We start from the raw sequence: 12,115 nt of genomic DNA on the forward strand, positions 1-12,115 counted from the left end.
GAACTCCTGTTCGGCGGCCACGGCCTCGTTGCCCGGGTCCTGGATGAGCCAGTTGATCAGCCCGACCTTGGTCTCCACCTTGGGTACGAAGCCGAGGGGCGCCTGCCAGCCGCCGAATCCGAACCCCTCGGGGTCCTCGTCGGGACCGCCGGGCGCCTGCCCGACGAGGTCGAGCGTGGCGAACATTTCGATGTGGACGAGGCCCATGGTGACTCCCGGTGACGCGGATTTCTCATTTGGGAGATAGACCCGGAGACGCCGACGAACTCACCGCGGTGTGGCGAACAGACATAAACCTGCCCGTTTTCGCGTGAAAAGGGGCAGGTTTGTGTCTGCTCGGCCGTTCTAGAGCAGCGACCGGATCCGCTCGCCGACCGCACCGGTGGACAGCGTGGCGTCGCCACGGGTGGCCAGGTGCTCCCCGACCGCCTTGTCGACCCGGGCGGCCGCCTCGGCCTCGCCGATATGCGCCAGCAGCAGGGCTACGCTCATCACCGCCGCGGTGGGATCGGCTATGCCCTGGCCGGCGATATCGGGCGCGCTGCCGTGCACCGGCTCGAACATCGACGGGTTGGCCCGGGTCGCATCGATATTGCCGCTCGCGGCCAGCCCGATGCCGCCGCACACCGCCGCCGCCAGGTCGGTGATGATGTCGCCGAACAGGTTGTCGGTGACGATCACATCGAACCGGCCCGGGTCGGTGACCATGTGGATGGTTGCGGCGTCGATGTGCTGGTAGGCCACCTCGACGTCGGGGAACTCCGCACCGACCTCGGCCACGATCCGCGACCACAGGCCGCCCGCGAAGGCCAGCACATTCGTCTTGTGCACCAGCGTCAGGTGTTTGCGGCGCGACTGGGCCCGCGCGAACGCGTCGCGCACCACCCGCTCGACACCGAATGCGGTGTTGACGCTGACCTCGGTCGCCACCTCGTGCGGGGTTCCGACCCGCAGCGCACCACCGTTGCCGGTGTAGGGCCCCTCGGTGCCCTCACGCACGACGACGAAGTCGATACCCGACACCCCGGACAGTGGGCTGTCGACGCCCGGATACAACCGTCCGGGCCGCAGGTTCACATGGTGGTCGAGGGCGAACCGCAGCTTGAGCAACAGGCCGCGTTCGAGGACCCCGCTGGGCACCGACGGGTCACCGATCGCGCCGAGCAGGATCGCGTCGTGGGAGCGCAACTCGTCGATGGTCTGCTCGGTGAGCAGCTCCCCGGTCGCGTGATAGCGGCGGGCGCCCAGGTCGTACTCGGTGCGGTCCACCCCCGGCAGCACCACGTCGAGCACTTTCAGTGCCTCGGCGATGACCTCGGGTCCGATGCCGTCGCCGGCGATGATCGCTAGTTTCACGACAGGTCCACAACTTTCAGCGTGGTCGCGCCGACCGCGGCGGCGATCGCATCGCGCACATCCTCGGGCACATCGGTATCCAGGCGCAGCATCACCGTGGCGTTGTCGCCGGTCGCGTCCTGGCTCAGCTGCGCGGCGAGGATGTTGACATCGGCCCCGCCGAGCAGGGTGCCGATCTTGCCGAGCGCGCCGGGCTGATCGCTGTAGTTGACGATGAGGTTGTAGCCCTCGGCCCGCAGATCGAAGTTGCGCCCGTTGATCTGGACGACCTTCTGCACCTCCTGCGGGCCCGACAGTGTGCCCGCCACGTTGACCGCCGACCCGTCGGCGTACACCGCGCGCACATCGACGACGCTGCGGTGGTTGGGGCTCTCGGTCGCGGTGCTGATCTCCGCGGTGACACCGCGGTCGGCGGCAAGGGCGGGGGCGTTGACGAACGTCACCTGCTCGTCGACCACGGCCGAGAACAGTCCGCGCAGCGCCGAAAGCCGAAGGATCTCAACCTCTTCTGCACCGCCGGCGGCCAGCTCACCACGCACCTGCACGGCCACCGACACCAGGGCGGCATCGGAAAGGGCCCCGACCAACAGACCCAGCTTGCGGACCAGGTCCAGCCACGGCGCCACGTCCTCGCCGACCGCTCCCCCGCCCACGTTGACGGCGTCGGGCACGAACTCGCCTGCCAGCGCCAGTTTCACGCTGGCGGCCACATCGGTGCCGGCCCGGTCCTGTGCCTCGGCGGTCGAGGCGCCCAGATGCGGCGTGACGACGACCTGGGGCAGCGCGAACAGCGGGCTGTCGGTGCACGGCTCGGTGGAAAAGACGTCCAGGCCCGCCCCGCGGACCTGGCCGCCGGTGATGGCATCGGCCAGGGCCTGCTCATCGATCAGGCCGCCCCTGGCGGCGTTGACGATGATCACTCCCGGCTTGGTCTTGGCCAGCGCGGCCTTGTCGATCAGCCCCGCGGTCTCCTTGGTCTTGGGCAGATGCACCGAGATGAAATCGGCGCGGCCGAGCAACTCGTCGAGGGTCAGCAGTTCGATACCGAGCTGGGCCGCGCGGGCCTGCGACACGTACGGGTCGTAGGCCACGATGTGCGCGCCGAAGGCCGCGAGCCGCTGCGCCACCAGCTGACCGATCCGGCCGAGGCCGACCACGCCGACGGTCTTGCCGAAGATCTCGGTGCCCGAGAACGAGGACCGCTTCCAGGTGTGCTCGCGCAGCGTGGCGTCCGCGGCCGGGATCTGGCGCGCGGCCGAGAGCAGCAGCGCCAGCGCATGCTCGGCGGCGCTGTGGATATTGGAGGTCGGGGCGTTGACCACCAGCACACCACGGGCCGTTGCGGCGTCGACGTCGACGTTGTCCAGGCCGACGCCCGCACGGGCGACGATCTTGAGTTTGGGAGCGGCGGCCATGACCTCGGCGTCCACGGTGGTCGCCGAACGCACCAGCAGGGCGTCGGCTTCCGGCACGGCGGCCAGCAGCTTCTCCCGGTCCGGTCCGTCCACCCATCTGACCTCTACCTGGTCACCGAGGGCGGCAACGGTCGACTCCGCGAGCTTGTCTGCTATCAGTACAACGGGGAGACTCACGCGGACAGCCTAGTGTGTGGGCCGAAACACGCCGACCCCCGCCGCCGTTCCTCCCTGTGCGGTGTACTGGTGGCATGGACGTCACAGTCGTCGGCAGCGGGCCGAACGGGCTGGCCGCCGCGGTCATCTGCGCCAGAGCGGGGCTGTCGGTGCAGGTCATCGAAGCTCAACCGACTCCGGGTGGTGGGGCCCGCACCCATCCCGACCCGGAGTTTCCCGGGGTCAGCCACGACATCTGCTCGGCGGTGCATCCACTCGCGCTGGCCTCACCGTTCTTCGCCGCCTACGACCTGAGCGCGCGGGGGGTGCGGCTGGTGGTCCCCGACATCTCCTACGCCAACCCGCTGCCCGGACGTCCCTCGGCGATCGGCTACCGCGATATCGACCGCACCTGCGCCGAACTGGAGTCCGGCGATTCGTGGCGACGCCTGCTCGGCCCGCTCGCCGCCGATTGCGACGGGGTGGTCGGGCTGCTGCTCGGCGATAAACGCTCGATCCCGCCGTCGATTCCGGCCGCGCTGCGCGTCGCCCCCCGGCTGCTGGCCCAGGGCACCCCGCTGTGGCGGTCGCTGACCGGCGAGGACGCCCGCGCTCTGTTCAGCGGGGTTGCCGCACACACGATTTCACGGATGCCGTCGCTGGTGTCGGCGGGCGCGGGACTGATGCTCGCCACGCTGGGACATGCGGTCGGATGGCCGATCCCGGTCGGCGGGTCGCAGGCGATCCCCGATGCGCTGATCGCCGATCTGTTGGCCCTCGGCGGGGAACTGGTGCTCGGCGAGCGGGTCACCGAACCACCGTCGGGCGTGGTGCTCTACGACACCTCGCCCACCGCGTTGTCGTCGATATACGGCCACGCCCTGCCACCCGGCTACGCAAAGGCGTTGCGTCGCTATCGCTACGGGCCGGGGGTGGCCAAGGTCGATTTCGTGCTGTCCGGCGAGATCCCGTGGACCGACGAAAGGCTGGCCGCGGCACCGACCCTGCACCTCGGCGGCGACCGGGCCCGGATGGCGTTGGCAGAGTCCGAGATCGCCGCGGGCCGCCACGCCGAATGGCCGATGGTGCTCGCCGCGCAGCCCCATGTCGCCGATCCGGCCCGGGTCGACGAGCAGGGCCGGCGTCCTCTGTGGACCTATGCGCATGTGCCCAGCGGCTCCACGGTCGATATGGCGGAGGCGGTGACCGGGGTCCTCGAACGGTTCGCCCCCGGTTTCCGCGACGTCGTGGTCAGGGTACGCAGCGTCCCGGCGTCGCGGATGACCGCGCACAACGCGAACCTGGTCGGCGGCGATATCGGCGTCGGCGGCAACAACATGCTCAGCGCACTGTGGGGGCCGACGCCGCGGATCGATCCGTGGAGCACTCCGATTCCGAAGGCGTATCTGTGCTCGTCGGCCACTCCCCCCGGCGGCGGGGTGCACGGCATGGCCGGCTTCTACGCCGCACGAACGGTTCTCAAACGCGAGTTCGGCATCACCACTCTGCCTAAACTGGCACCGTGAGCCCTTCCAAGACCAAACTCTCCGTCATCTACTACTCGGCCACCGGTCACGGCACCACCATGGCCGGGCGGGTCGCCGCGACCGCCGAGAGCGCGGGCGCCGAGGTGCGCCTGCGCCACGTCGCCGAGACCCGCGACCCGGAGTCGTTCGCTCACAACCCGGCGTGGACCGCCAACTATGAAGCCACCAAGGACCAATCGGCCGCCACCGGCGAGGACATCGTGTGGGCCGACGCGGTGATCTTCGGCTCGCCGACCCGATTCGGCTCTGTCGCTTCACAATTGCGCGGATTTCTGGATTCGCTCGGCGGGCTCTGGTCGGAAGGCAAGCTGGCCGACAAGGTCTACGCCGGCTTCACCTCGGCCAACACCGCGCACGGCGGGCAGGAGACCACACTGCTGACGCTCTACGCCACGCTGATGCACTGGGGCGGAGTCATCGTGCCACCCGGCTACACCGACCCGCTCAAGTTCGTCGACGGCAACCCGTACGGCACGAGCCTGACCGCCGACCACGACAACATCACCGCGCTCGACGACCCGACCATCGCCGCGCTCGACCACCTGGCCCGGCGGGTGGTCGGGGTCGCACAACGCCTCTCCTCCTGAACGCGAAAGGCCAGTTATTGCGCGCTTTGTCGCGTTCGGCGTGCAATAACTGGCCAGTCGGCGTGGAAACTAGGCCGTTTCGGTGATCGGCCGGTCGACCCAGCTCATCAGGTCGCGCAGCTTCTTACCGGTGACCTCGATCGGGTGCTCGGCGTTCTCCTTGCGCAGCCGGGCGAGTTCCTTGCCGCCGTTCTCGACGTCGGCGACCAGTTTCTTGACGTAGGTGCCGTCCTGGATCTCGGCGAGGATCTGCTTCATCCGGTCCTTGGCGCCCGCATCGATCACCCGCGGACCGGACAGGTAGCCGCCGAACTCGGCGGTATCCGAGATCGAGTAGTTCATCCGGGCGATCCCGCCCTCGTACATCAGATCGACGATGAGCTTGAGCTCGTGCAGCACCTCGAAGTAGGCCATCTCGGGGGCATAGCCGGCCTCGACCATGACATCGAATCCGGTCTTGACCAGTTCCTCGGTGCCGCCGCACAACACGGCCTGCTCACCGAACAGGTCGGTCTCGGTCTCCTCCTTGAAGGTGGTCTTGATGACACCCGCGCGGGCACCGCCGATCGCGGCGGCGTAGGACAGCGCGAGCGCCTGACCCTCACCCTTGGGATCCTGATCGATCGCGATCAGGCAGGGCACGCCCTTGCCGTCGACGAACTGGCGGCGCACCAGGTGGCCGGGGCCCTTCGGGGCGACCATCCCGACGGTGATGTTGTCGGCAGGTTCGATCAGGTCGAAGTGAATGTTGAGACCGTGGCCGAAGAACAGCGCGTTACCGTCCTGCAGGTTGGGCTCGATATCGTTTTTGAAGATCTCGGCCTGCGCGGTGTCGGGCGCGAGCACCATGACCACATCGGCCCACTTGGCGGCCTCGGCCGGGGTGTCGACCTCCAGGCCCTGCTCGGCGACCTTCTCGCGCGACTTCGACCCCTCCTTCAGACCGACCTTCACCTGCACGCCCGAGTCACGCAGCGACAGCGAATGCGCGTGCCCCTGGCTGCCGTAGCCGATGACGGCGACCTTGCGACCCTGGATGATCGACAGGTCGGCGTCGTCGTCGTAAAACATCTCAACTGCCACTTTGGATCTTCTTCCTTTTCTTTCCGTTTTCGCGGTCTGGGGTTACTTCGCGGTGCCGATGCCGCGCGGCCCGCGCGCCAGGGTCACCATGCCGGACTGGGCGATCTCGCGGATGCCGTACGGCTCGAGCAGGTTCAACAACGCCTCCAGTTTGCCCGGTGTCCCGGTGGCCTCGACCACCAGGGACTCATTGGACACGTCGACCACCTTGGCGCGGAACAGGTTGACCGCCTCGATGATCTGTCCACGGGTGTTGGCGTCGGCGCGGACCTTGATCAGGGCGAGCTCGCGCGAAACCGAGTTGCCCTCGTCCTGCTCGACGATCTTGATCACGTTGATCAGCTTGTTGAGCTGCTTGGTGATCTGCTCGAGCGGGAAGTCCTCCACCGAGACGACGATCGTCATCCGCGACAGATTCTTCTGCTCGGTGGCGCCCACGGCGAGCGACTGAATGTTGAAGCCGCGCCGGGAGAACAGCGCCGCGACCCGGGCCAGCACACCCGGTTTGTCTTCGACGAGAACGCTCAGGGTGTGAGTCGTGACTGCCATCTCTACACCTGATCCTCGTTGTCGAACAGCGGCCGGATGTTGCGTGCCGCCATGATCTCGTCGTTGCTCGTGCCCGCGGCGACCATCGGCCACACCTGTGCGTCGGCACCGACGATGAAGTCGATGACCACCGGGCGGTCGTTGATGGCCCTGGCCTGGTTGATCACGTCCTCGACGTCTTCGGCACGCTCACAACGCAATCCGACACAACCGAGCGCTTCGGCCAGCTTGACGAAGTCCGGGATGCGGCGGCTGTGTGTGGAGAGATCGGTCTGACTGTACCGCTGGTCGTAGAACAGCGTCTGCCACTGGCGCACCATGCCGAGGTTGCCGTTGTTGATCAGGGCGACCTTGATCGGCGCACCCTCGACGGCGCAGGTGGCGAGTTCCTGATTGGTCATCTGGAAGCAGCCGTCGCCGTCGATCGCCCACACCTCGGCGTCGGGCCGGGCGAACTTGGCGCCCATGGCCGCGGGCACGGCGAAGCCCATGGTGCCCAGCCCGCCCGAATTCAGCCAGGTCTTCGGGTTCTCGTACTTGATGAACTGCGCGGCCCACATCTGGTGCTGGCCGACGCCCGCGACGTAGACGGCCTCGGGCCCGGCGATCTCACCCAGCTTCTCGATGACGTACTCCGGGGACAGGCTGCCGTCGCTCTGCGGTCCGTAGCTCAACGGATAGGTGGCCTTGATCCCGTTCAGGTACTCCCACCAGTCGTCCAGCCTCGGCGTGTCGGCGCTGCCGGACTTGCGCAGCGCCGCGCTCAGCTCGGCGATCACGGCCTTGACGTCACCCACGATCGGCACATCGGCATTGCGGTTCTTGCCGATCTCGGCGGGGTCGATGTCGGCGTGGATCACCTTGGCGTCCGGTGCGAACGTCGAGAGCTGGCCGGTGACCCGATCGTCGAACCGGGTGCCCAGTGCGATCAGCAGATCACTGCGCTGCAGCGCGGCCACGGCCGCCACGGTGCCGTGCATACCCGGCATACCGAGGTTCTGCGGGTGGCTGTCGGGGAACGCCCCCCGGGCCATCAGGGTCGTCACCGCCGGGATGCCGGTCAGCTCGGCCAGGTCGAGCAGTTCGGCGCTGGCCTCGCCGCGGATCACCCCGCCACCGACATAGAGCACCGGCTTGCGGGCCTGCTCGATGAGCTTGGCGGCTTCGCGGATCTGACGGTTGTGCGGTTTCGTGTTGGGCTTGTAGCCGGGCAGGTCGACCTGCGGGGGCCAGCTGAAGGTGCAGGTGCCCTGCAGGATGTCCTTGGGGATGTCGACGAGAACGGCCCCGGGTCGCCCCGACTTGGCGATGTGGAACGCCTCGGCGATGACCCGCGCGATGTCGTCGCCGTCGCGCACCAGGAAGTTGTGCTTGGTGATCGGCATGGTGATGCCGGAGATGTCGGCTTCCTGGAACGCATCGGTGCCGATCAGTCCGCGGCCGACCTGTCCGGTGATGGCCACCACCGGGATCGAATCCATCTGGGCGTCGGCCAGCGGGGTCACCAGGTTGGTGGCGCCGGGACCCGAGGTGGCCATCATCACGCCGACCTTGCCGGTGGCGTGCGCGTAACCGCTCGCGGCGTGGCCCGCGCCCTGCTCGTGGCGGACCAGGACGTGGCGCAGCTTCTGCGAATCGAACAGCGGATCGTAGACCGGCAGTACGGCACCACCGGGGATGCCGAAGATGACGTCCACGCCCAGCTCCTCGAGCGAGCGGATGATCGCCTGGGCACCGGTGAGCTGCTGGGGCGCAACCCGATTCGGCTGAGCCTGAGCGGAGTTCGATGCGGCTGCTGATGCGCCGTTGGCCGGCGCGGATGCCTGTCCCTTGGGTGGTCGCGTTGTCGGTGCGCTCACGGTGTCCTCTTGTTTCATCGTCACGGAATCTCGGTTGTCTGTGCTGGCTGACGCGCTTGTGGCAACAAAAAAACCCCCGTCAGCGGCTGCTGTACGAGGGTGGCGCGTCGATGCTGTTGGCTATGCCCGGCAGAGGGCCAGCGCGGCATCAACGCGCCAACCAATTACTACGAGCAATCCCAGGTTCTGCATAACCAGTGACGGTAGCTGTCGCACTGCTCAAAGGTCAAATTGCGGTCAGCCAGCGGGGATGCCCGACGGTCCGCACGGCAGGCCAATGCGAGGATGGGCGCTGTGATTCGCCGATCCGCAACCGCACCCGTCGTCATCCGGATGTCCCCCATGGCGCATTTCGCGGTCGGCTTCTTCGCGCTCGGCCTGCTGACGCTGGTGCTGACCAACCCGGTGTGGTTCACCCTGTTGCTGCTCATCCCGGTCGGCCTGTCCTATGCGATCCTGCGCTACCGCACGGTCGCCGATCGCGACACCGTGACCGCGCGGTCGCTTTTCGGCAGTCGGACGGTGCCGTGGAGCGAGATCGAGGGGCTGCGTTTCGGCCGGTCGTCGTGGGCGGTCGCGCATCGCACCGACGGTTCCGACCTGCGGCTGCCCGCGGTCACCTTCGCCACCCTGCCGACGCTCGCCGAGGTCAGCGGCGGGCGGGTGCCCAACCCGTACGCGTGAAGATCAGCTGAGTGGATTGGCGCCGTTGAGCAGGATCCACAGCCCGATCCCGCCGCCGACCCCGAGCAGCAACGCCACGAACGATCCGACGAACGGACGACGCGCCCATCCGCGGCCCGCGTCGAATCCGTACCGGCCAGGACCGGTCAGGACGATCGCGGCGGTGACGACGACCGGGAGCAGCCGGTACTCGTGACCGTCGGTCAGGAAGTCCGCGAGCCGGGCTTCCTCGTGGGCGGCCATCAGGTCCACCATGGCGCCGTTGATCATGAACGCCAGCGCGCCCGCGGCGGCGATGGGCGTGAACAACCCCAACACCAGCAGCACCCCGGCCGCGATCTGACCGCCGGTGGCCACATAGGTCAGGATGTCGGCGTATTTGAAGCCCTGCTCGCCCAGTGAGGTGTTGAAACCGTCCAGCCCGGGGCCGCCCCACCAGCCGAAGGCTTTCTGCAGGCCGTGCACGATCAGCAGTCCGCCGACCGCGAGGCGCAGGATCAGCAGTCCGAGATCCTGGGTGCCGCGTCGGCCCGCGGCGCGGATGCGGTCGTCGACGAACTCGTCACGCTCGATCTCGGCGGGTTCGACCGGGAACGCACTCAGCGGCCGGCCGGCACCGGACACATACGGCAGCGGTTCGGGTTCACTGCTCAGGCTGAAGGCCGCCTGATCAGCGCCTTTACCCGAGTCGTAGCGCGGTATCGCGGTGGTTTCGAAATCACCGCCGTACGACGACGAGGGCAGATCGTCTTCGGGATCGACCAGGCTGGCCGATGCGGGCCGGGCAGCATCGCCGGGCCCGGAATAATCGGGGCGTTGCCAAGAGTCCTGCGAATGACTGCTCACGCTGCCAGGGTAAGTGCAAGTTCGTCGGGATCGGGGTATTTACCACGGCGCTTTCGCCTGGTATTACGGCGGTGCCGCAGGCCCGGGACGTGCCGGCGTGGCGCGCACCGTGGGAGCATCCGTAATCTGGCGGGCATGAAATCGCGTCGGCGGATGACGAAGGTGGCCGCCGTGTTGTGCGCCGCGATGCTGGTGGGCTCGGGCTGCGCCCGGTTCGACGCTGCCCAGTCGGAACCGTTCACCACCGAACCCGAGATGCAGCCCGGGCCGACGACGACCCCGCCCCCGCCGCCTCCGCTGCCGGCCAAGCCGTTCCCCAAGGAATGCCCCGCGCCCGGGGTGATGCAGGGCTGCCTGGACAGCACCAGCGGGCTGATCATGGGTCCCGACAGCCAGTCCGCGCTCGTGGCCGAGCGCACCACCGGCGCGGTCAAAGAGGTGTCGGTGAAAGCCGAGCCGAAGGTCAAGACGGTGATTCCGGTCGATCCGGCCGGTGACGGCGGGCTGATGGACATCGTGCTGTCCCCGACGTATTCCCAGGACCGCCTGATGTACGCCTACGTCAGCACGCCGTCCGACAACCAGGTGGTCCGGATCGCCGACGGCGACGTGCCCAAGCCGATCCTCACCGGGATCCCGAAGGGCGCCACCGGCAACACCGGATCGCTGATCTTCACCAGCCCGACCACCCTGCTGGTGCAGACCGGCGACGCGGGCGATCCGGGGCAGGCCGCCGACCCCGCCTCTCTGGCGGGCAAGGTGCTGCGCATCGAACAGCCCACCACGGTCAACCAGGCGCCGATCACGACGGCGATGTCCGGTATTGGCGCAGGCGGCGGGATGTGCATCGATCCGTCCGACGGGTCGCTGTATGTCACTGACCGCACCGCGTCGGCCGACCGGCTGCAGCGCATGACCCGGGACTCGAAGGTGTCGACGGTGTGGACCTGGCCGGACCGGCCGGGGGTGGCCGGATGCGCGGCGCTCGACGGCACCGTCCTGGTCAATCTGGTCAACGCCAAGAAGACCGTGGCGGTCCGGCTGGCACCGGACAGCGGGGCGGTGACCGGCGACCCCGAGGTGATCCGGGAGAATGTGCGCGGCCATGCGTGGGCGCTGCAACTGTCCCCGGACGGCAATGTGTGGGGGGCGACGGTCAACCGGACCGCGGGCGATGCCGAGAAACTCGACGACGTGGTGTTCCCACTGTTCCCACAGGGCGGCGGCTTCCCTCGGACCAACGCCGATAAGACCTGATGCACAACGCATTTCGATGCGGGCCCGGCCCGGGTGTGAAGTTTGCCACAGCTTGAGCGAACAGCCGGGTTGCATTCATCCCGGTTGGTCCTCATCCCGGCATCTACGTGCGATGACGTACCATTGGCCGGGTGCCTGACCGCCAACGGCGCAGATACGCGCAGCGGCTACCTCGTGAACAACGGCGCCAGCAACTTCTCGACGCCGCACTGACGGTGCTGGCCGAGCGCTCGTTGCACGAGCTCAATATGGAATCGGTGGCCAAGGCCGCCGGTGTCGGCAAACCCGTTCTGTACACGGCATTCCGGACCAGGACGGAGTTGGTCACCGCTCTTTTCGCCCGCGAGTATCAACACGGTCTGGCCCAGGTGCGGGTTGCGATGCCCGACGACGTCTCGGTCATCGACCCGACGTATGCCTACACCGCCATCGTCTCGGCGTACATCCGGGCCGTCCTGGAGAATCCGACCCGGTGGGCACTCATCCTCACCGTGCCCGACACCGCGCCGCGCGCGTACCGCGCCGCGGTCCGCACCGCCAGATCGCAGGTGGTCATCGAGGCCCAGGAGTTGGTCAGAGCCGGTTCCGCGCTCGATCCACGGCTGGCCGATCTCGATGTCGGGTTACTCGGCCACACCATGCTGTCGTTCGCCGAGATGCTGGGCCGGCTGGCCGTGGTCGATCCCGACCGCTATCCACGCGAACGGCTCGAGCGGTACGCCACCGAGGCCATGCGGCTGTTCACCGGCCTGGCCCCGCTGGCCACGACGTAGCCG

Annotated in this window: 11 protein-coding genes and 1 pseudogene; 5 read left to right on the forward strand and 7 right to left on the reverse strand. The window is 68.0% G+C overall.

What is annotated here, in order from left to right; genetic code table 11:
- The 3 genes and pseudogenes from ACWDTP_RS19060 to serA all read right to left on the reverse strand — a co-directional run.
- A pseudogene (locus tag ACWDTP_RS19060) lies at window positions 1-93 on the reverse strand (mycobacterial-type methylenetetrahydrofolate reductase); the annotation flags it as partial.
- Window positions 94-345: 252 nt separating this feature from the next.
- Complete coding sequence (locus tag ACWDTP_RS19065) at window positions 346-1,356, reverse strand: 3-isopropylmalate dehydrogenase (RefSeq protein WP_450022511.1); 1,011 nt, start codon at window positions 1,354-1,356, stop codon at window positions 346-348.
- Window positions 1,353-2,948: a phosphoglycerate dehydrogenase gene (serA, locus tag ACWDTP_RS19070; RefSeq protein WP_450022513.1), complete on the reverse strand. Its 1,596-nt coding sequence runs from the start codon at window positions 2,946-2,948 to the stop codon at window positions 1,353-1,355. Before serA ends, ACWDTP_RS19065 begins: the two co-directional genes overlap by 4 nt.
- Window positions 2,949-3,022: 74 nt before the next feature.
- Between serA and ACWDTP_RS19075 the strand changes: the two genes are divergently transcribed.
- Together ACWDTP_RS19075 and wrbA are read left to right on the forward strand one after the other, a co-directional pair.
- Entirely contained in the window at window positions 3,023-4,453 is a 1,431-nt protein-coding gene (locus tag ACWDTP_RS19075; RefSeq protein WP_450022515.1) for a phytoene desaturase family protein, read from the forward strand.
- On the forward strand, window positions 4,450-5,061 hold the full coding sequence (gene wrbA, locus ACWDTP_RS19080) for an NAD(P)H:quinone oxidoreductase (protein WP_450022517.1): 612 nt from the start codon (window positions 4,450-4,452) through the stop codon (window positions 5,059-5,061). The genes ACWDTP_RS19075 and wrbA overlap by 4 nt, the downstream gene beginning before the upstream one ends.
- 69 nt (window positions 5,062-5,130) lie before the next feature.
- Here the strand turns inward: wrbA and ilvC are convergent, their stop codons facing one another.
- Genes ilvC through ACWDTP_RS19095 form a run of 3 tightly spaced genes read right to left on the reverse strand, consistent with a single transcriptional unit; the run spans window position 5,131 to window position 8,552 of the window.
- Window positions 5,131-6,132, reverse strand: coding sequence for a ketol-acid reductoisomerase (gene ilvC / locus ACWDTP_RS19085; protein ID WP_450022563.1), 1,002 nt, complete (start codon window positions 6,130-6,132; stop codon window positions 5,131-5,133).
- A gap of 54 nt (window positions 6,133-6,186) precedes the next feature.
- Window positions 6,187-6,693 carry an acetolactate synthase small subunit gene (ilvN, locus tag ACWDTP_RS19090; RefSeq protein WP_450022519.1) on the reverse strand — a complete coding sequence of 169 codons (507 nt, stop codon included), beginning with the start codon at window positions 6,691-6,693 and terminating at the stop codon, window positions 6,187-6,189.
- Window positions 6,694-6,695: 2 nt separating this feature from the next.
- On the reverse strand, window positions 6,696-8,552 hold the full coding sequence (locus tag ACWDTP_RS19095) for an acetolactate synthase large subunit (RefSeq protein WP_450022565.1): 1,857 nt from the start codon (window positions 8,550-8,552) through the stop codon (window positions 6,696-6,698).
- A gap of 285 nt (window positions 8,553-8,837) precedes the next feature.
- Between ACWDTP_RS19095 and ACWDTP_RS19100 the strand changes: the two genes are divergently transcribed.
- Window positions 8,838-9,236: a PH domain-containing protein gene (locus tag ACWDTP_RS19100; RefSeq protein WP_450022521.1), complete on the forward strand. Its 399-nt coding sequence runs from the start codon at window positions 8,838-8,840 to the stop codon at window positions 9,234-9,236.
- A gap of 3 nt (window positions 9,237-9,239) precedes the next feature.
- On the opposite strand, the gene ACWDTP_RS19105 is transcribed toward ACWDTP_RS19100, so the two are convergent.
- The gene (locus tag ACWDTP_RS19105; RefSeq protein ID WP_450022523.1) at window positions 9,240-10,082 is read right to left on the reverse strand and encodes a DoxX family protein; all 843 of its coding nucleotides are present in this window, start codon (window positions 10,080-10,082) and stop codon (window positions 9,240-9,242) included.
- Window positions 10,083-10,217: 135 nt separating this feature from the next.
- On the opposite strand from ACWDTP_RS19105, the gene ACWDTP_RS19110 reads away from it, so the two are divergent.
- Both ACWDTP_RS19110 and ACWDTP_RS19115 read left to right on the forward strand, forming a co-directional pair.
- Window positions 10,218-11,339: a PQQ-dependent sugar dehydrogenase gene (locus ACWDTP_RS19110; RefSeq protein ID WP_450022525.1), complete on the forward strand. Its 1,122-nt coding sequence runs from the start codon at window positions 10,218-10,220 to the stop codon at window positions 11,337-11,339.
- A 131-nt stretch (window positions 11,340-11,470) separates the two neighbouring features.
- Window positions 11,471-12,112, forward strand: coding sequence for a TetR/AcrR family transcriptional regulator (locus ACWDTP_RS19115; RefSeq protein WP_450022527.1), 642 nt, complete (start codon window positions 11,471-11,473; stop codon window positions 12,110-12,112).
- Window positions 12,113-12,115: the final 3 nt, after the last annotated feature.

This window comes from Mycobacterium sp. NPDC003449, assembly GCF_053588415.1.

Coding starts and splice junctions, on each gene's coding strand:
- ACWDTP_RS19075 (WP_450022515.1), top strand. CDS start 3,023: ATGGACGTCACAGTCGTCGGCAGCGGGCCGAACGGGCTGGCCGCCGCG.
- ilvC (WP_450022563.1), bottom strand. CDS start 6,132: ATGTTTTACGACGACGACGCCGACCTGTCGATCATCCAGGGTCGCAAG.
- ilvN (WP_450022519.1), bottom strand. CDS start 6,693: ATGGCAGTCACGACTCACACCCTGAGCGTTCTCGTCGAAGACAAACCG.
- ACWDTP_RS19100 (WP_450022521.1), top strand. CDS start 8,838: ATGGGCGCTGTGATTCGCCGATCCGCAACCGCACCCGTCGTCATCCGG.
- ACWDTP_RS19110 (WP_450022525.1), top strand. CDS start 10,218: ATGAAATCGCGTCGGCGGATGACGAAGGTGGCCGCCGTGTTGTGCGCC.